We start from the raw sequence: 18524 nt of genomic DNA, 5'->3' as shown, positions 1-18524 counted from the left end.
ATGCTCTTATCCTTCCTCAACAACAAGGGTCGGCAGGACGAAGACGTCGACAGATTATTTCGCAACCAGCTGCTGTGGGTGCTTCTGCTCAGGGTCATCCTCTATACGCTGCTGCTGGTTTTTTCCTCTTTTTTCCAGGAGTCACCTCTGTCTGCCATTTACTTTATCAGACAGGATTTTCTCTTGTACCTCCTTATCATAGTGGTCACCGCCAGTTGTTTCTCTTCCTATTCGCTGCTTTCCGGTGAGAAAAACCTGATTCAATTCTGCTACTTGCAGATCTTCCTTGATACCGTTTTCGCCTCGTTGTTGATTTTTTTTTCCGGGTCGGTAAACACGACACTCACCTCGGTCTATTTCTTTCCCATCATAGCCGGCGGCCTTCTCCTTCCCTACCGGGGCGGCCTTTTTGCTGCAGCTGCGGTAACTCTTGAGTACGGGTTGCTTCTGGCCCTTGATCTTCATGCGTTGCTTCCCTTACTCCCTGATACCAAGAGCGGCCATACGACAATTGATATCACAACGGGATTAAACGGTTTTGCCATTCACGGGTTAACCGCCTTCCTTGCGGCGTTTCTCAGCAGGATATTCGGCAAACGTTTGCAGTCGGCAGAAATTGCCCTGAAGGATTCCAAAAAAGAGCTCAACAGGCTGACCACTATCAACAAGCAGATCATTGACAACATCGCGTCAGGTATTTTTTCCGTTGATGGTGATGGGGTCATCACCTCGGCCAACAACGCCATAGAAAAAATCACCGGATTAAATCCATCGACCCTTCCGGGAAAAAATATTTACCAGGTGATTCCCGGGATCGATCTCGACACCAAAAAAATACGCCATACCATCGACTTCGTTAAAGATACCGGAATAATCCGTATCGGCTACACCTGCATAGAAATACATTCCGGCGACAATAGATCAGACAATGCCACGCGACCCGACATGATCATCAACCTGCGGGACGTCGACCAAATCGAGTCGATGGAAAAGCAGGCAAGACAGAAGGAAAAACTCGCAGCAATAGGCATGATGAGCGCATCAATAGCGCACGATTTCCGCAATCCTCTCACGGCGATTTCCGGATCGGCGCAGGTTCTTGTCGACGAATTCTCACCGGCGGAACAAGACGGCACCAATCATGAGCTGGCACAGATAATTGTTCGTGAAGCGGAAAGGTTGAACAACAGGATCGGGGATTTTCTGAAATTCTCAAGACCGGAGAATATCTCCTGTCAATGGTTCTCCCTTGCCGGATGTCTCGAAGAAGTTATCGAGGTCCTGCAGATCAATCCCAACTGGTCACAAACCGTCAAGGTCTCTCACAATTTCAAGCCAGCCCTGGACGTCTGGGGTGATCAGAACCAGCTGTTCACTGTCCTGAGCCATCTCATGCAGAATTCCATGTTGTTCTGTCCGCAGGGTAGCGAAAGAATCCACGTCTGCAGCAAGGAGATAACAACTGCCGACAACTCCGAGATGCTTGAAATATCGGTCGCGGATAACGGCACGGGAATAGCACACGACGGACTGGACAAGGTTTTCGATCCGTTCTGGACCACCAGGGTCGAAGGCACCGGTCTTGGTCTGGCCATTGTGCGACAGATTGTCGAGGCCCATCAGGGGACGGTTGAGGTAAGCAATGACGGCTTGATGAACCCAGAGGGTAACTCCGGTGCTCTTTTTACCGTGAAACTGCCGATACCGGAAATCGACTCCTGATTCCGATATGTTATGAACGCTGTTATTGTTCCTGCTCTTTCCAGACCCGAGCCCCCAGGCCGGTTAGTTTATCGACCAACTTCTCATACCCCCGTTCCAGATGATAAATCCGGGAGATATCGGTCCTGCCACTCGCTGCAAGTCCCGCAATAACCAGGGAGGAGCTTGCGCGAAGATCGGTTGCCATGACCTGTGCCCCTCTGAGGCCGTTCATGTTTTTCCCGGTTACCACTGCAGAGTTGCCGTCGATTTTTATATCAGCACCAAGCCGCTGCAGCTCGGCAATATGCATAAACCGATTTTCAAAGATGGTCTCATTTATGACGCACACCCCGGAGCAAAGGGTCATAAGCGCCATGAACTGCGCCTGCAGATCAGTCGGATAACCGGGATAGGGCATGGTCTTGATGTCGACGCCCCTGAGCTGCAGTTCCCCTTGTAATTTTTCCGGAAAGCGTATGGATATCGAAGACTCCCCCTCCTGCACCACAAGCCCCGCCAGTCGCAATTTTTCAAGCAGAGACGGCAGGTGGGCCGGAATACAGTTGGTAATTGTCCCGCTGCCGCCGGAAGCTGCTATGGCTATAAGATAGGTACCTGCTTCAATACGGTCGGGGATAATTGCGCAATCTGCAGGAGAAAGTTCGTCCACCCCGTAAATCGTCAGCCTGTCACTTCCCCGACCTTCAATCCGAGCCCCCATGGTGGTCAGCATATCGACAAGATTGCCGATCTCCGGCTCTCGGGCGGCGTTTTTGAGTACGGTGACTCCTTTGGCGAGAACTGCCGCCATCAGCAGGTTTTCTGTTCCGGTGACCGAAGGGACGTCAAAATAAATCACGTTTCCGTTCATCCGTCCATCCACGCTGGCATCAACATATCCACTTTCGAGCCGACAGGAGACCCCGAGCCGTTCAAGCCCCATGATGTGAAAATTAATAGGCCTTGCGCCGATGGCACAGCCGCCTGGGAGTGAAACACGCGCCCTGCCGAACCTTGCCACCAGCGGGCCGAGAACAAGAACGGAGGCCCGCATGGTCTTTACCAGCTCATAGGACGCCTCGGTCTGAGAGACATATGTTGTATCGAGGAGCAGAGTAGTTGTCCCCTCCCAGCTGCTCCTGACCCCGAGGTTCTCCAGTAAACGGATAAAAGTTCTGGTATCGCGAAGATCCGGGACATTCGTTAATCTGTGCAGCCCGGGAGCAAGCAGGGTTGCTGCCATCAGCGGCAGAGCAGCATTTTTGGCACCGCTTATCCTTACTTCACCCTTAAGAGGTATCCCGCCCTCAATGACGAGTTTTTCCATAACATCGCTCCGTAATATTTTTAAGTCGTCCTGCTGATGTGAACCACACGATCCCGGCCTGAGTAGTCCTGCAGAATGGTCAGGGTCTCAAAACCTTCTGTTCCCTTCAACCTGGTATTAAAAAGTTTCCTGGTAAAATCACCCTGATCGGCCCCGAATTCCATAAAGAAGTGGCCACCACGCTGCAGGACACGGGGCAATCCGCTAAAGATTCTGTCGATTAATTCCATTCCCAGGTGACCGCCGTCAAGCGCCAGGTGCGGTTCGTAGCGACACACTTCCGGCTGGAGGTTGTGCCGAACGTCATCGTTACTGACATAAGGCGGATTGGCAACGATCAGGGAGAATTGATGAGACGACCCGAAGGGTTCAAGCAAGTCACCCTGAACCAGCAGAATTCTGTCCTGCAGGTTATGTCTCGTAACATTTTTCCCTGCAACCTTCAGCGCAGCTCTCGATATATCCAGCGCGATTATTTTTTTTTGAAGTTCCCGGGCCAGGACAACCCCTATGATTCCACTGCCGCAGCACAGGTCGAGGATTGGTCCGTCAACAACCCCTGGCAGGTGACTGTTATGCTTCAGTACCGTTTCAAGAAGAAACTCAGTTTCCTGGCGCGGAATCAGCACATCCGGACAAACATAAAAAGGCAGGGACCAGAATTCCCATTCGCCGATAATGTAGGCGACAGGCTCTCTCTGGATGCGGCGCTTGATAAAGGTGAGGTAGGCCTCAGCCACGGCTGAGGAGGCCTGTGAGGTGCCATGTACAAGCAACTCCGTCCAGCTCTTTCCCGACGCCTCTTCAAGCAGCAGCCTGGCGTCGATAAGCGACTCCTTAATTCCCGCCTGCGAGAGTTTTTTCACTCCTTTTGCAAGAAGCTCGTTAAAGCATATTCCGGCCATCTCAGACTAAGCTCAGCAGCGAAACCTTACACTAGACAACGCCCACCGATCATTGCAGAGTTTTAAGTTTTTCCGCCTGATCGTGCGCGATCAAGGGGTAAATAACCTCGTCGAGTTTTCCTGCAATAACCGTATCCAGCTTATACAAAGTGAGGTTAATCCGGTGATCGGTGATTCTCCCCTGCGGGTAGTTGTAGGTTCTGATCCGTTCACTTCTGTCGCCGCTGCCGACCTGACTCTTTCGGTCCTGACTGATCTTGTCGTGTCGTTCCTGTTCTATCTGGTCAAGCAGTCTGGCACGGAGTACAGTCAAGGCTTTTGCCTTGTTTTTATGCTGGGACTTTTCATCCTGACATGTCACCACCAGCCCGGTAGGCAGATGTGTTACCCGCACCGCGGAATCGGTGGTGTTTACCGATTGGCCACCGGGTCCTGAGGAACGGAAGACATCGAACTTGAGTTCGTTCATGTCGATCTCCAAATCGACCTCGTCCGCCTCTGGCAAAATAGCTACAGTCACCGCCGAGGTGTGAACCCTTCCCTGGGTTTCGGTTTCCGGCACCCTCTGCACCCTGTGGACCCCGCTTTCATACTTGAGCTTGGAGTACACCTTATCACCGCTGATAAGACCGATAATTTCTTTATAGCCACCGATCCCGATCGGGTTGGAACTCATAACCTCAACCCGCCATCCCATCGATTCGGCAAACCTGCTGTACATTCTAAACAGGTCTCCGGCAAAAAGAGCTGCTTCGTCCCCCCCGGTTCCCGCTCTTATTTCAAGAAAGATATTCTTCTCATCGTTGGGATCCTTGGGCAGCAGAATAATCTTCAGTTCATGGTCCAGGCGCTCTTTTTTTTGTGCAAGTTCATCAAGCTCGGCCCGCGCCAGTTCCTTAATCTCGGGATCCTCATTTTCATCCCGCAAGATGGCGTTATTATCTTTTATTTCCTGCTGCACTTTCTGGTAAGCAACATATTTGACGTTGATCTTGGACAGGTGCGCGTGCTCTCTTACAACCTCCTGGTATTTCTTTTGATTACTCACCAGGGCCGGATCGGACAACCGTCCTTCCAGATCAGCTATCCTGTCTTCTAGATCCGCAAATTTTTCATACATTTTCGTTCACCAGGACCGGAAAAAAAGAAAAATGTCCACAACCATGGCACGCATCGCTGTGGACATAACAAAAAAAAACAACAGAGCCGGAAGAATGAAGATAAAAAAGAGATTACCCCTTTTTTTCCTCCATCTTGGCATAGTGCTTTGCGTAACGCTGCTTGAACTTCTCGATCCTACCGGCGGTATCAACAAGTTTCTGCTTGCCTGTGAAAAACGGATGGCATGCAGAACAGATTTCGACCTTGATCTCACTCATAACGGAACCGAGCTCCACCTCGTTGCCGCAGGCACAGACCGCCTTAATCTTGTGATATTCGGGATGAATTCCTTCTTTCATAGTTATTATTCCTCCAACACACAGGGTTATGTGATGTTTATTTTATATAGTTAAATACAAATCTGGCAGAACACAAGAGCGTTATATTACCCCAATTACGTTTTTTTTCAACTAAAAACAGTTGCCAACCAACCTTTACTGGGTTACCGGACTCAGCCGTTCATGGAGTCCAGGAAATCCGCATTTGTCTTCTGGTGCTTCAGTTTGTCAATGAGAAAATCCATGCAGTCCGCAGGATTCATAGAGCTGAGCAATTTTCTGAGAATCCATATCCTGTTGAGCGCGGCCGGTTTAGTGAGCAGATCTTCCTTACGGGTTCCACTGCGCTTGAGATCGATGGCGGGAAATATTCTTTTGTCAGCCATCTTTCGGTCAAGAACCAGCTCCATATTTCCGGTTCCCTTGAATTCCTCGAAAATAACCTCGTCCATCCGGCTGCCGGTCTCAATGAGGGCCGTGGCCAGGATGGTGAGGCTTCCTCCCTCTTCAATATTCCGAGCTGCACCGAAAAAGCGCTTCGGCCTGTGCAGCGCATTGGCCTCAACTCCACCGGATAAAATCTTGCCGCTCGCCGGGGTAACCGTATTGTAGGCCCGTGCAAGCCGTGTTATAGAGTCGAGCAGGATGACCACATCCTTTTTATGCTCAACCAGCCGCTTGGCTTTTTCAATTACCATTTCGGCAACCTGGATATGGCGCTGGGGAGGCTCGTCGAAGGTTGAACTGACGACTTCGGCGGTCCGGACTGTCCTTGTCATCTCGGTTACCTCCTCGGGCCTTTCGTCAATGAGCAGAACGATCAGAAACACTTCCTTATGGTTTCTGACAATCGAATTGGCGATTTTCTGCATAAGCACGGTCTTCCCTGTCCTCGGGGGCGCCACGATAAGACCACGCTGCCCTTTGCCGATGGGTGCGAACATATCCATAACACGCATGGATATGTTATCCGGCTGCCATTCGAGATTAAACGCCTCGTTGGGATGCAACGGCGTCAGGTTGCCAAAAAGAGTCTTTTGTTTCGCAGCCTCTGGAGGATCAAAGTTAACACTGTCCACTTTAAGCAGAGCGAAGTATCTCTCACCTTCCTTTGGTGAACGCACCAACCCTTCAATGGTGTCTCCGGTCCTAAGACTTAAACGGCGGATTTGAGAAGGAGACACATAGATATCGTCCGGCCCCGGCAGGTAGTTGTAATCAGGCGCCCGAAGAAACCCAAATCCGTCGGGCAGTATCTCAAGGACACCACTCCCACGCATTTTGCCATCTTTTACGGACTGTGCTTTCAGTATTGCAAAAATGAGTTCCTGCTTGCGCAAGGCACTGTACCCTTCTACCTTTAACTCACGGGCAAGCTGCACCAGTTCACCGATTTTCATCAGTTTCAGTTCCGCCAGATTCATTAATCTACATCTCCTTTCTCGGATTATTGGCAGTAATAAAAAAAATTATAAAGACCTTTTGTCCGTTGCTGCCAGAGCAGGCAAAAACAAAAACGGCCGCTTGTTTATCAGGTAATGCTATCGAGCTTACTCTATGCTTCGAAGGTAATAATTCTGAACAACTGCTGGCGGACGCCCGGCATATAGTTGTTTTGCGGTTCCGCTATATTGTTTTTTGCGATTAGCAGCAGAATAGGAAAACGGTCAGTTGTTCTGTGAAAAATCACTCTTGAAAATGAATCTTTTACCTGCAGGTTCACTTGTAAAGTGCTGAAATGTAATGGCAGGTTACAAATGAGATGATTCAGCTAAGACAGGGATTTGATGCCGTAATTCTTACGTGTTTTTATACGGTTTCCTACATTGACTGTCAAGTGTTTTAGCAGTCTTTTGCCAATATTTCATCTCTTTTCTTTATCTTTTAGTGAGCTGGCCAGCCATTGCAGCTGCCCAAACGTGGCCGCCAGGGTACCTGAGTTATCAATGGTGTAATCGGCCAGCATCTCTTTTTCCCCACAGGGCATCTGCACATCCAGTATTTTTTTTACCTGGGCGGCTTCAAGGTCATCTCTTGCGACAACCCTGTCAATGATTTTCCCCTCGCCGGCGCGGACCACAACCGTGACATCAAACTGATCCTGCCATCCTACTTCAAAAAGAAGCGGTACCTCGACAATCAGGATTTTTCCTTCAAGCTCAAGCCCTCGCTGCTCGATTTTTTGGAGAACAAGAGGATGAAGTATATCCTCAAGATTTTTTTTAACGGACATATCGCTGAAAACAGCAGAACGCAGACCATCTCTGTCCAGTCCGCCGTCATGCTTTACGAACCTGTCGCCATAGATTTCCACCAGCTGCACGAAACCTTGATTTCCCGGCTGCATTTCATGTCGGCATATCCCATCGCTGTCGAGCATTGCCGCCCCGAGAATGTTGGCCAGAATTCTACTGACGGTGGATTTGCCACCGCCGATGTTTCCGGTTATCGCTATCTTCACAGATTCTCCTCGTCAAAGGTGCAGCCGAGCTGCTTCAGCTTTTCCTGAAAATCAGGCCACAGTGGTGCCCTGAGCACCATCTTTCTGCCTGTTATCGGATGGCACATGATAAGTTCCCAGGCGTGGAGAAGCTGCCGCAAAAACCCGCTGTTGTCCCTACCGCTTCCGTAGACACGGTCACCGACAACGGGGTGTCCGCAATGGGCCATGTGCACCCTGATCTGGTGGGTTCTTCCTGTTTCTATGGTAACTTTTACAAGGCCATATTTACCGGCGATCTCCCCTATCAACTGCCAGCTTGTCGCTGCATATCTGCCGCCTGTCTCACGCACCGCCATCTTCTGTCTCTGGACCGGATGCCGGCCGATCGGGGCGACTATGCGGCCCTGCCTTTCCAGCGGGATTGCATGGATCAGCGCGATATAATTCTTTTCAAGATTACGCTCTTTAAAGCCACTCACCAGATTACGGTGCACTTCGTCGGTTTTGGCTACAACCATCAGCCCTGAAGTATCCTTGTCCAGACGATGCACTATCCCAGGGCGGATGGTGTCGCCGACACCTCCTATGGCGCTACAGTGATAAAGCAACCCGCTTACCAGGGTTCCCTTGTCATTACCGCTTCCGGGATGCACCACCAGTCCCGGAGGCTTGGACAGGGCCAGCATCCACTGATCTTCGTATATTATTGTAAAGTCAATTTTTTCCGGTTCAACGGTAATCTCATTCCGGACCTCGACCGTCCCGGTGATCCGGTCGTTTTCCTTGAGCCGGTAGCTGCTCTTTTTTCGTTCTCCGCCAACGCGCACGTCGCCATTGCGGATAGCGGTGGAGATGAGACTTCTTGAAAATTGAGAAAGATGCGCGGAAAGAAAATGGTCGAGACGCATTCCGGCATGACTGGCTTGTACCTGGTAATTGACTTCCATCGGCTGGTGACAGGATCAACCGGACCCGGGCTGGCTAAAGCTATCGGCTTTTATGCAATGCCATGGTCATGTGACAAATGATTATTTGTTAGGAAAAGATTGCCTCTATGGTTTTACTGACATCGTCTTCCTTGGCATTTTGAGCAAGAGACAACTCCTTTACCAGGAGATTCTTGGCGGTGTCAAGCATCTTGCGTTCGCCATAGCTGAGGTCCTTATCGACGCTGAGGAGAAACAAGTCTCTTAGCACTACGGCGACTTCATGAACCGACCCGGTCTTGATCTTCTCCATGTAGTCGCGATACCGCCTATTCCAGGTCTGGGCTCCCAGTTCAACCGATCTGTCAGATAAAATCTCCATTATGTCATCGACTTCCTCTTTTCCGACAATGGCCCTGAGTCCCACGTTTTCGCTGGAGCCAGTCGGGATCATTATGCGCATGCTGTTGTCGAGAATCTCCAGAACATAAAATGATTGATCAATTCCACCTACTGTTTTTGTTTCGACAGCTTTTATAACACCGACACCATGGGCTGGATAGACAGCCATATCACCTTCTGAAAACACAGATCTCTCCTTTTCTGCAAAGGGGCCTAAACCAGGCGTAAACATCTAGAAACTACTATGCATATTGTCAATATTGACAAACAGGAACGGAAAATAAGTCAGATTTCTCGGCTTTGTGATTTTTTTCTGCCTTGAGACCAGATAAATATTTCCTTTTTCCAGGCACAAAAATTATTATACCACAAAACGCATAAAATTGCCGCACTTTTTGTCCATTGTCGGCACCACAGAGGGGGGGTACTAGAAACGATGATCGTTATTCTGAGGAAAACAAGGTGTTATTTAAGACTATTCAAAAGCCCGGTGGCCCTGCTGACATCTCCCTTGGTAAAAAGTTCTATGCCGCGGACAATATCGGGACTTCTCTTTTCGAATATAGCCGATTCTTCAGGAGTCACCGTGCCAAGAACGAACCTGTCAACCGGAAAATCCGGATGGACATCTCCTTTTCCTGGACGGCCGATCCCTATTTTCAACCGGTAAAAATCGGAGCAGCCCAACCTTTCCACCAGCGACTTGATCCCGTTGTGTCCACCACTTCCGCCTCCGACGACAAGCTTGATGCGGCCGCAATCCATATCCAGGTCGTCGTGGATAACCAGCAGTTGCCCCGGATTACTTTTGTAGAAGCGAAAAAAGCGGCAGACCGAATCCCCGCTCCGGTTCATGAATGTCTGCGGTTTAATCAGGTGAACCTTTCTTCCGCAAAAAGCTCCGCTGTAGTAGTCGGCATCCCACTTGGATTTGACGTTGTGCAGCCGCCATTTTTCAGCGAGCTGCTCAATTACCCAGAACCCGATATTATGCCTGGTATTGGCGTATTTTTCCCCCGGGTTGCCCAAGCCGGCCAGAAGCAGGTCTTCAGTTGCCATAACAGCTCTATTTATAAAACGAAGAAGGGTTCGGAAAAATTTTTCCGAACCCTCTTTACAAATTGGTCCATTAACGGCGAAACTGCTCGTCGCCCGTCACGCCCCAACAATATATCTATTATTCTTCAGAGGCTTCGCCTTCTGAACCTTCTGCAACGGTTTCTTCTTCCTCATCGTCGTCGCTGACCTTCGCGCCCGGAGTAACAACCGAGACGGCGACAGTTCTTCCTTCGGTGACCATCTCCACATTTTCAGGAAGCTCAATATGCCGGCACTTGATCTTATCTCCGATGAGTAGCCCGCTGACGGAGATCACTATCTCCTCCGGGATATCAAGAGGTTTTCCCTTAAGTACGACAGTATCGCAGCCGACAACCAGGATACCACCGAGATCGACGCCTTTAGCCTTACCCTGGTATTTAACTGGAACGTTGAAGGAACGTTCCTGCTTAAGATCGATTTCAAGAAAATCGACGTGGATCAGGGTATCTTTTACCGGATCGGTCTGTATCTCGCCAACGACCACGTCCTTTTCGACGCCGTTGTCTATTTTCAGGGTGACTATCGTATTCTTTCTGGCATACTTGATAAGTTTTGCGGTAAGATCCTTGGTGTCACACTGAAGTTTCTGGGCTTCGGCCCCTGCTCCATACACTACTGCAGGGGTGAACCCCTGCATACGGAGTTGACGCATCGGCCCCTTCCCGGAAGCGGTTCGAACCGAAGCGGACATTTCAACCTGAAGCATATTTCCTCCTTCGCCTGGCAGCCGTATCAACAATCACAGATGCGGCCTGGCAGAATATTCTGATTCTTAATCTATATTTAATAATCCGCCGATTATACGAACAGGGAGCTTACCGAATCTTCATTGTGTATTCGATTGATTGCATCAGCAAGCAGCTGTGAAACCGACAGTACTTTTATTTTCTTACAGGATTTCGCTTCTTCTCTAAGCGGAATCGAATTCGTTACGACCAGCGACTTGAGCGGCGACTTGTTCAAACGTTCAATTGCAGGGCCGGACAGCACCGGGTGCGAGCAGCACGCATGCACCTCTTTGGCACCATTGGCGAGCAGAGTTTCGGCACCGGCGCACAGAGTACCCGCAGTATCTACCATGTCATCCATGAGGATTGCGGTTTTACCATTTACATCGCCGATCACATGCATAGCTTCGCACTCGTTCGGCTTATCACGCCTTTTATCTATGATCGCCAGCCCTGAGTTGAGCCTTTTTGCAAACGCCCTGGTCCTTTCAACGCCCCCGGCATCGGGGGAGACCATAATCACATTTTCACCAAACGCCTCTCGAATATACTCAAGAATCACCGGTGCGGCATAGAGGTGATCAACGGGTATATTAAAAAAACCCTGAATCTGGCCGGCGTGCAGATCCATGCAAAGCACTCTGCGAACCCCTACCGCCATAAACATTTCCGCCACAACTTTGGCTGAAATGGGCACCCGGGGAGCGTTCTTCCGGTCCTGTCTGGCGTAACCGTAGTAAGGGACCACAGCGGTAATCCTGCGCGCAGATGCGCGACGCAGCGCGTCCACCATAATCACCAACTCCATCAGGCTATCATTCACAGGCGTACAGGTAGGCTGAACGACAAAAACATCATGTCCCCGTACGTTTTCCTTGATCTCTACGAAAATTTCTCCATCACTGAATTTTCTGACATCAGCTTTACTGAGAGGAATCTCCAGGTTTTCTGCAATCTCCTCGGCCATTTTCCGGTGTGAATTACCGGAAAAAATCTTCAAATCTCTCATGATATCTATTCTTCGGGAAATCTGATTACGTACTAATGATGGCTGGGGCGGCAGGATTCGAACCTACGAATGCCGGGATCAAAACCCGGTGCCTTACCGCTTGGCGACGCCCCAGTACATGCTCTTGACAAATAAACCTTATCTCCGTATTCCTGACGCAACCCACCAACAATACGTTGTAAATCAGCACCGATCGACTTTTCAGTGTCTGGAAATATTCCAAAAACGGTCGGCCCACTGCCGGACATCAAAACCCTGCGGGCTCCAACCGCCAGCAGCGATTGCTTCATCTTTTCAATTACCGGATACCTGGCACAACTTACCTTCTCCAGATCGTTGTGCATATCGTCGAATGTCAAGAAATCCGCATTACGCTTTTGAAAGCGTGGTAATTTAGAGTTTTTCTCTCTGCTTGTCAACGATAAATTTCCAAAAACCCACGCCGTGGATACAAAAAAATCCGGGTTGATCAGGATTATACTCCAATTTTCCGCAGAATCAACAGGATACATTATATCCCCAATGCCTTCGGCAATGACACTGCTGTGCGATGTCGCAAAAAAAGGGACGTCGGCCCCCAGCTTTTTCGCCAGCACCAGCAGCTGTTTTTCAGTCAGCTCCCCGCCGGCAATCCCATTGAGTCCGCGCAGCACCGTTCCCGCATCACTGCTGCCTCCGCCCAGTCCTGCTGCAACCGGTATGTTTTTTTCCAGACTGATGGTCACCAGACAATCACCGAGACAGCTACTTGTTGCCAAAAACGCTTTGGCTGCTCGCACGGCGAGATTGGTATCATCAGCCGGGACAGATGTATCGCTGCACGAAAACACCACTTCGCCCTTGCCTTTTCCCGCAGCAACAGTCAACTCTATTTGATCGTACAGGTCGATTTTCTGCATCCAGGTGCATAGGTCATGATATCCGTCCTCTCTTTTACCAAGCACATGGAGGAAGAAATTAACCTTTGCCGGAGCACTCAGCCGAACCTTCCTAGGTAGATTCACGCCTGTCTCTTATTTTTTGGCAACGCTGACAAACCGCAGCTTGATGTCGTAGAGAATGTTTTTCAGCAGATTTTCTTCATCGGCGGTAAGGTTTCCCTTGGTTTTTTCCTGCATAAGCATCAGGGTATCGATCGCATGTCTTGCAAGATCCAGGTCAATCGTCTTTTTTCCTGTCCCGGGTTCGGCAATTTCACCCAAATGATACAGGGCCGACGTGTTCAGCGACATGATAAAAGCTGGAAAAGTTACCTCGGGCATTACGCATTTCCCGGCTTTATTCGGTACCTTGCCTTCCTCGCAGCCGCATCCTTTAGTTTTTCCTTTTTCTTCACTCATTTGACACCTTCCTTTTGAGACACCTGCCTCTATATTTTGGGTCATGGGGTTCCCCCTGACATACACGGCCTGTTACACGAACTACCGGTCCCACAGGAATTATATAAATCCCATCGGGTAATTGACAAGTCCAGTACCTGTGCCCGGGTAACATTATGCAGAAGCTCCACTTCTGCAAGCAGTTCTCGTGACACCAGCTGATCGGTACTCAGTAGAATAATGATCTGAGTGTTCTTGTCTTCACGGCCGACCGTCATCCTCGAGTTATTCACACCCGCATTACCCGGCGCGGTTGTAACAGCACCGATCACTCCAGGTACGTCAATATTGAAAACAAACAGAGATACGTTACGCGACCAGCCGTTAACCTTCTGATTGCGCGAAATGCTTTCACACGGTCCTGACGCTGCTTTCCAGAGGGGTAACTGGCAAAACTATACCGTGTTGCCTGTCTGAGAACAACCAAAAACCTGTCCGGTTTACGGCGGGCAACCAAGAGTGCGTGGCCCGGTTAAAACCTGTACCGCAGCAGATAATTTTTGCCGGTTTCACAGCTGGTTTGTTTAACCTTTAACTGCAATGGTATTGAACAAAAAGGCCAAAAGATATATATAGCTGGCTCAGGCAGGCGATATCCTTTTTACCGGAACCACTTGCCTTAAAGCATTACACAGCTTACTCTCAGGAGAGCAAACGAAATTTTCAGATCGCCTATACGGCCCGGTTGCCAAATAAATTTTATCGAACAGAACTTGCGAAGGTCACAACCAAGAGGTATTTCCATGACAGAGACACGATTGCGATTTCCCCCCAGCCCTACCGGTTATCTCCACATAGGCGGGGCAAGAACCGCTCTCTACAACTGGCTTTACGCCAGACAGCAGGGCGGCAAACTCATTCTCCGCATTGAAGACACCGACGCTGATCGTTCCACCCAGGAGTCAATCCAGGGAATTTTGGACGGACTGGAATGGCTAGGAATAGATTATGACGAGGGGCCTTATTTCCAGACGGAGTTCGAACAGGACCACCGTGATGCCGCCCAGCGGCTGCTCGACAACGGTGCGGCCTACAAGTGTTTCTGCACCAAAGAAGAGCTTGACGCCAAACGGGAGGCGGCGCTCAGCGCCAAAACCGCACTTGGCTATGACCGTACCTGCCGCAACCTCAGTGCCAGCGAAATCGAGCAGAAGGAACAGGCAGGCCTGGCGTCCGTGATCCGTTTCAAAGTACCGGATAGAACCGGCACCCTCGGCTATGACGACTCGATCCTCGGTCGTATCCAGGCCAACTACAGCGAAGTGGATGATTTTGTCATTGTCCGTTCCAACGGCAAACCGCTCTATCTTCTGTGCAACGTGGTTGACGACATAAGGGACCGGATAACCCACGTTGTCCGCGGACAGGATCATATGACCAACACCCTCAAGCAGATACTTCTTTACGAGGCGCTGGAAGCTCCCCTCCCAGTTTTTGCTCATATGCCCCTGACCCTTGACACCAAAAAGGCCAAAATCTCCAAACGGAGCCACGGTGAGGTGGTAGCGGTTCAGTTCTACCGAGACCACGGATTCATCCCCTGGGCGTTTAATAATTTCCTCGCCCTGCTCGGCTGGTCCGCAGGAAACGACAAGGAGTTCTTCACCAGGGAGGAGTTGATTCGCGATTTTTCCCTGGAACGGATCAACAAGGCGAACGCGGTTTTCAACTATCGCAAGGACGATCCGAAGTTTTTCACCGACCCCAAGGCAATCCACATCAATGAGCATTACCTTCGTACCATGGAGATCTCCGAGCTTGGAGAGCTTGTAAAAAAAGAACTGGTAAGCGAAGGATTGTGGGACACGAGTTATGAAAAGGAACAACAGGAGTGGTACCTCAAAACAATCGATATGATACGCGATCGCTTTCATACTCTCAAAGATTTCACCACACTTGGCCGTGCCTACTTTGCAGATGATTTTACGGTGGAGGAAAAACCTCTTAAAAAGAACATCCTCAAACACGAAGGGCTCAGGGAATGGCTTGTTGTCCTGGCAGACCGGTACGCCTTACTTGACACCTGGAACCTTGAAGAAACCGAAAAAACCGCCAGGGAACTTGCCGACGAACTCGATATCAAACCGGGAATCCTCATCAACGGAATGCGAACGGTGGTAACAGGACAGTTGGCCGGCCCGTCCCTGTTTGATATCCTGATCGCTGTAGGCAGGGAGAAGGTTGTTTCGAGACTGAGAGCGATAGACAGGTTGTTCGACCAATAGACCTGGGGCAAAAGCCGGCAAGAGTAATCGTCCGGCACTATTTTCTTGAAGATCAAGAGATAACCATTTTACAATGATACTCATGGAAAAGAACACAGAGACCGAAAATAAACCGCTCGATTTTATCCGGCAGATTATCGCAGACGACCTGGCAACCGGCAAGCACCGGAAATCCATTACCCGGTTCCCCCCCGAACCAAACGGTTATCTCCACATCGGCCACGCCAAATCAATATGCCTGAACTTTGGCGTCGCCGAGGAGTTCGGAGGAACCTGCAACCTGCGCTTTGACGACACCAACCCATCAAAGGAAGACATAAGCTATGTCGAATCGATCAAGGAGGATGTGCGCTGGCTCGGTTTTAACTGGGGAGAAAAAGAACTCTACGCTTCAGATTACTTTCAGACTCTTTATGAATTTGCCGTTTCGCTCATCAAGCGAGGCAAAGCCTATGTCTGCGAACTGAGTCCGGACGAAATCCGCGAATACCGCGGTACCCTGACCGCCCCCGGGAAAAACAGCCCGTACCGGGACAGGTCGGTGGCCGACAACCTGAAGCTTTTCACAGCTATGAAAAACGGGGAGTTTACGGAAGGCAGTCACGTGCTCCGGGCAAAAATCGACATGAACTCGCCCAACCTGAATATGAGGGATCCGGTAATCTACCGTATTCTCTACGCGGATCATCACAGAACCAAAGACGCGTGGAAGATTTATCCGATGTACGATTACACCCATTGCCTCTCAGATATGCTCGAGAAGATAACCCATTCTCTCTGCACCCTCGAGTTCCAGGACCACCGACCTCTTTACGACTGGGTCCTCGACACCCTGGAGACACCGTGCCACCCGCGCCAGATAGAGTTTGCAAGGCTTAATCTCAGTTATACCGTTATGAGCAAACGCAAACTGCTGCGGATGGTGGACAACGACCATGTAGATGGATGGGACGACCCGAGGATGCTGACCATCAGCGGCCTCAGGAGAAGAGGATACACCCCCGGCTCAATCAGGAACTTCTGCCGGACCATCGGTATCGGCAAAAGCGACAGCCGCATAGACATGGCGGTTCTTGAAAACGAGATCCGCAGCGATCTCAACGTCAACGCCGAGCGCCGCATGTGTGTGCAGGACCCGGTAAAGCTGGTAATCGACAACTATCCCGAGAATCAGGTGGAGATGGTCGAGGGGAAAAACCACCCGCAGGATCCGGACAAGGGCATCAGGCCGTTACCATTTACCAGGGAGATCTTTATTGAACGCGATGATTTCATGGACGATCCGCCCAAAAAGTATTTTCGCCTCGGCCCCGGTCGTGAGGTCCGCCTCAAATACGGCTACCTGGTGCAGTACCTTTCCCACAAGGTAAATCCGGAAACAGGTGAGGTAGAGGAAATACGCTGCACCTACGACCCCGAATCCAAAGGCGGTTTCGCTCCCGACAACAGAAAGGTCAAGGGCACCATCCACTGGGTCAGCGCCGAAAAAAACGTCCCGGTGACCATCAACATGTACGACCGACTGTTCAACGTTGAGGATCCGGAAGCGGACAAGGATGTAGATTTTCTTGAACACCTCAACCCCGAGTCCAAAGTGGTCCTGAAAAACTGTATCGCCGAGCCGGATGTGGTCAACCTTTCAGTTGGCCAGAATGTCCAGTTCGAAAGGTTGGGCTATTTCTGTATCGATTCCGTCGAGTCGACTACGGACAAACCGGTATTCAACCGTACAGTCACCCTCAAAGATTCCTGGACCCCCAATAAATAAGGCATAGTATCACCGCACCGGATAATCGATGCGGTGATGATGCGGACCAAAAGTACGGCACCCCTAATTTTCTGATTGACTTCGGATGAAAGACACGCTACAACTCATCTGGCACAGGTTCGAGACGACATGATGTTTGCCGACCCTGTGAAAAAGAAAAGAAAAATTAAGATCCTAAACAGGTATGTGGTGTAACAGGTATGGCAGCGATCAACCTCAGGAAAATGGCCAAAAAACAGTCCGGAACCATAATATCGGTAAAAGTCGGTGGCGAACTGGGACGAAGAATCAGGGAAATGGGTCTTGTCCCCGGAACCGAAATAACCATCCAGGGAAGAGCCCCTCTTAACGATCCGGTGGCCTTGCGGGTACTTGGCGGGACCCTGACCCTGCGAAACAACGAGGCTGATTATATAACGGTGGAAGTTGACGACCATTGACACCGGTGGCAAAAGACCTGAAAAGCAGTAAACTTGACAGTACGTTACAATTCCTGTTCTAGGAACGTGGTGAACTATTATTAGGAGTGGCTAAAAAAAATTACCGACCTTGAGAAAACAGTTGACCAACACTATAGTTTGGTGTACCTAAAAGTCATCAAGAGGTTGAAAATGATTGGAAAGAAAAAAAAGAATCATTGCTGCTTCAGGGACAAGGTAAAAAACTGCTTTGGGCTGAAACATTGCTCTCAGGCGGTGTCCAAACTGTCGAAACACGGACGGTGCGGCCGGGTCAGAGTGTGCAAGGTCACCGGCGACAGGAAGATCTGCGCAAAAATGGCATCCATGGGAGTATACCCCGGAGTAGTGGCCGATATAATCTGCGCACATACCGGAAGCCAGTGCATCCTGAAAGTCAATGGCGGCACCATAAGCCTTGATGAACAGGTATCGGACAACATCTATGTGACAAACCTGTAAACTGCGTGGTGCTGGTGCAGTAGAGCCCGATCTGGAAATCGGGTTTTTTTTAATCAATCAAAGTTAGGCGCATCTAATTATTTATTATGTACAGCGAAAAAATTATCGTGCTTGCTGTGGTCGTCTTGGCCGCTATCTATGTCGGGAGAAAATTTTTTATCCAGTGGAAAATGGCGAGCCAAAAAGGTGGCAAAGTTTCCTGTTCCGGCTGCTCCTGCTGTTCGGACTCATCGTGTCCCGACAATAGC

At 50.0% G+C, this 18524-nt stretch carries 17 protein-coding genes, 1 tRNA gene and 1 pseudogene; 5 read left to right on the top strand and 14 right to left on the bottom strand.

Translation table 11 applies throughout. From position 1 onward, the window contains the following. Window positions 1-1722 carry a two-component system sensor histidine kinase NtrB gene (locus BLQ17_RS05860; RefSeq protein ID WP_092220737.1) on the top strand — a complete coding sequence of 574 codons (1722 nt, stop codon included), beginning with the start codon at window positions 1-3 and terminating at the stop codon, window positions 1720-1722. Between the two features lie 22 nt (window positions 1723-1744). On the opposite strand, the gene murA is transcribed toward BLQ17_RS05860, so the two are convergent. The 14 genes and pseudogenes from murA to BLQ17_RS05790 form a co-directional block, all read right to left on the bottom strand. Next, window positions 1745-3031: a UDP-N-acetylglucosamine 1-carboxyvinyltransferase gene (murA, locus tag BLQ17_RS05855; RefSeq protein WP_092220735.1), complete on the bottom strand. Its 1287-nt coding sequence runs from the start codon at window positions 3029-3031 to the stop codon at window positions 1745-1747. A 20-nt stretch (window positions 3032-3051) separates the two neighbouring features. Continuing rightward, window positions 3052-3936: a peptide chain release factor N(5)-glutamine methyltransferase gene (gene prmC, locus BLQ17_RS05850; protein WP_092220734.1), complete on the bottom strand. Its 885-nt coding sequence runs from the start codon at window positions 3934-3936 to the stop codon at window positions 3052-3054. A 49-nt stretch (window positions 3937-3985) separates the two neighbouring features. Beyond that, the gene (prfA, locus tag BLQ17_RS05845) at window positions 3986-5056 is read right to left on the bottom strand and encodes a peptide chain release factor 1 (RefSeq protein ID WP_092220732.1); all 1071 of its coding nucleotides are present in this window, start codon (window positions 5054-5056) and stop codon (window positions 3986-3988) included. A 112-nt stretch (window positions 5057-5168) separates the two neighbouring features. Then, complete coding sequence (gene rpmE, locus BLQ17_RS05840; protein WP_092220730.1) at window positions 5169-5396, bottom strand: 50S ribosomal protein L31; 228 nt, start codon at window positions 5394-5396, stop codon at window positions 5169-5171. 152 nt (window positions 5397-5548) lie between these two features. Beyond that, on the bottom strand, window positions 5549-6799 hold the full coding sequence (gene rho / locus BLQ17_RS05835) for a transcription termination factor Rho (protein ID WP_092220728.1): 1251 nt from the start codon (window positions 6797-6799) through the stop codon (window positions 5549-5551). 440 nt (window positions 6800-7239) lie between these two features. After that, window positions 7240-7836, bottom strand: a complete 597-nt coding sequence (gene coaE, locus BLQ17_RS05830; RefSeq protein WP_092220726.1) for a dephospho-CoA kinase — start codon at window positions 7834-7836, stop codon at window positions 7240-7242. Continuing rightward, window positions 7833-8765, bottom strand: a complete 933-nt coding sequence (locus tag BLQ17_RS05825; RefSeq protein WP_092220724.1) for an RluA family pseudouridine synthase — start codon at window positions 8763-8765, stop codon at window positions 7833-7835. The genes coaE and BLQ17_RS05825 overlap by 4 nt, the downstream gene beginning before the upstream one ends. An 88-nt stretch (window positions 8766-8853) precedes the next feature. Then, entirely contained in the window at window positions 8854-9333 is a 480-nt protein-coding gene (locus BLQ17_RS05820; RefSeq protein WP_092220722.1) for a CarD family transcriptional regulator, read from the bottom strand. A 278-nt stretch (window positions 9334-9611) separates the two neighbouring features. Further along, window positions 9612-10205: an aminoacyl-tRNA hydrolase gene (gene pth / locus BLQ17_RS05815; protein WP_092220720.1), complete on the bottom strand. Its 594-nt coding sequence runs from the start codon at window positions 10203-10205 to the stop codon at window positions 9612-9614. Between the two features lie 118 nt (window positions 10206-10323). Next, a complete protein-coding gene (locus BLQ17_RS05810) occupies window positions 10324-10953 on the bottom strand; it encodes a 50S ribosomal protein L25 (RefSeq protein WP_092220718.1) in 630 nt (209 codons plus the stop codon). 92 nt (window positions 10954-11045) lie between these two features. After that, on the bottom strand, window positions 11046-11984 hold the full coding sequence (locus BLQ17_RS05805) for a ribose-phosphate diphosphokinase (protein ID WP_176761103.1): 939 nt from the start codon (window positions 11982-11984) through the stop codon (window positions 11046-11048). A 39-nt stretch (window positions 11985-12023) separates the two neighbouring features. Beyond that, window positions 12024-12098, bottom strand: a tRNA-Gln gene (locus BLQ17_RS05800). A gap of 95 nt (window positions 12099-12193) precedes the next feature. Next, window positions 12194-12928, bottom strand: a pseudogene (ispE, locus tag BLQ17_RS23645) (4-(cytidine 5'-diphospho)-2-C-methyl-D-erythritol kinase); the annotation flags it as partial. A gap of 69 nt (window positions 12929-12997) precedes the next feature. Next, complete coding sequence (locus BLQ17_RS05790; protein ID WP_092220820.1) at window positions 12998-13324, bottom strand: DUF1844 domain-containing protein; 327 nt, start codon at window positions 13322-13324, stop codon at window positions 12998-13000. 782 nt (window positions 13325-14106) lie between these two features. Between BLQ17_RS05790 and gltX the strand changes: the two genes are divergently transcribed. From gltX to BLQ17_RS05770, 4 genes are all read left to right on the top strand, one after another. After that, window positions 14107-15588 (top strand): glutamate--tRNA ligase, encoded by a 1482-nt coding sequence (gene gltX / locus BLQ17_RS05785; RefSeq protein WP_092220714.1) that lies wholly within the window; start codon window positions 14107-14109, stop codon window positions 15586-15588. Window positions 15589-15670: 82 nt separating this feature from the next. Beyond that, window positions 15671-17356, top strand: coding sequence for a glutamine--tRNA ligase/YqeY domain fusion protein (locus tag BLQ17_RS05780; protein WP_092220818.1), 1686 nt, complete (start codon window positions 15671-15673; stop codon window positions 17354-17356). A 200-nt stretch (window positions 17357-17556) separates the two neighbouring features. Next, entirely contained in the window at window positions 17557-17796 is a 240-nt protein-coding gene (locus BLQ17_RS05775; protein ID WP_092220712.1) for a FeoA family protein, read from the top strand. Between the two features lie 171 nt (window positions 17797-17967). Beyond that, window positions 17968-18276 (top strand): FeoA family protein, encoded by a 309-nt coding sequence (locus BLQ17_RS05770; RefSeq protein WP_092220710.1) that lies wholly within the window; start codon window positions 17968-17970, stop codon window positions 18274-18276. The last annotated feature ends 248 nt before the right edge of the window (window positions 18277-18524 follow it).

Source organism: Desulforhopalus singaporensis, assembly GCF_900104445.1.
Taxonomy (GTDB): Bacteria; Desulfobacterota; Desulfobulbia; order Desulfobulbales; family Desulfocapsaceae; genus Desulforhopalus_A; species Desulforhopalus_A singaporensis.
The sequence above is the reverse complement of the archived record's forward strand: the minus strand, read 5'-3'. Positions and strand labels throughout refer to the sequence as shown.

What these genes read in the sequence shown, in the direction of transcription:
- pth (WP_092220720.1), bottom strand. Translation starts at nt 10,205, where the DNA reads ATGGCAACTGAAGACCTGCTTCTGGCCGGCTTGGGCAACCCGGGGGAA.
- prfA (WP_092220732.1), bottom strand. Translation starts at nt 5,056, where the DNA reads ATGTATGAAAAATTTGCGGATCTAGAAGACAGGATAGCTGATCTGGAA.
- BLQ17_RS05825 (WP_092220724.1), bottom strand. Translation starts at nt 8,765, where the DNA reads ATGGAAGTCAATTACCAGGTACAAGCCAGTCATGCCGGAATGCGTCTC.
- gltX (WP_092220714.1), top strand. Translation starts at nt 14,107, where the DNA reads ATGACAGAGACACGATTGCGATTTCCCCCCAGCCCTACCGGTTATCTC.
- BLQ17_RS05810 (WP_092220718.1), bottom strand. Translation starts at nt 10,953, where the DNA reads ATGCTTCAGGTTGAAATGTCCGCTTCGGTTCGAACCGCTTCCGGGAAG.
- BLQ17_RS05860 (WP_092220737.1), top strand. Translation starts at nt 1, where the DNA reads ATGCTCTTATCCTTCCTCAACAACAAGGGTCGGCAGGACGAAGACGTC.
- BLQ17_RS05805 (WP_176761103.1), bottom strand. Translation starts at nt 11,984, where the DNA reads ATGAGAGATTTGAAGATTTTTTCCGGTAATTCACACCGGAAAATGGCC.
- prmC (WP_092220734.1), bottom strand. Translation starts at nt 3,936, where the DNA reads ATGGCCGGAATATGCTTTAACGAGCTTCTTGCAAAAGGAGTGAAAAAA.
- BLQ17_RS05775 (WP_092220712.1), top strand. Translation starts at nt 17,557, where the DNA reads ATGGCAGCGATCAACCTCAGGAAAATGGCCAAAAAACAGTCCGGAACC.
- rho (WP_092220728.1), bottom strand. Translation starts at nt 6,799, where the DNA reads ATGAATCTGGCGGAACTGAAACTGATGAAAATCGGTGAACTGGTGCAG.
- BLQ17_RS05790 (WP_092220820.1), bottom strand. Translation starts at nt 13,324, where the DNA reads ATGAGTGAAGAAAAAGGAAAAACTAAAGGATGCGGCTGCGAGGAAGGC.
- BLQ17_RS05780 (WP_092220818.1), top strand. Translation starts at nt 15,671, where the DNA reads ATGGAAAAGAACACAGAGACCGAAAATAAACCGCTCGATTTTATCCGG.
- rpmE (WP_092220730.1), bottom strand. Translation starts at nt 5,396, where the DNA reads ATGAAAGAAGGAATTCATCCCGAATATCACAAGATTAAGGCGGTCTGT.
- BLQ17_RS05770 (WP_092220710.1), top strand. Translation starts at nt 17,968, where the DNA reads ATGATTGGAAAGAAAAAAAAGAATCATTGCTGCTTCAGGGACAAGGTA.
- murA (WP_092220735.1), bottom strand. Translation starts at nt 3,031, where the DNA reads ATGGAAAAACTCGTCATTGAGGGCGGGATACCTCTTAAGGGTGAAGTA.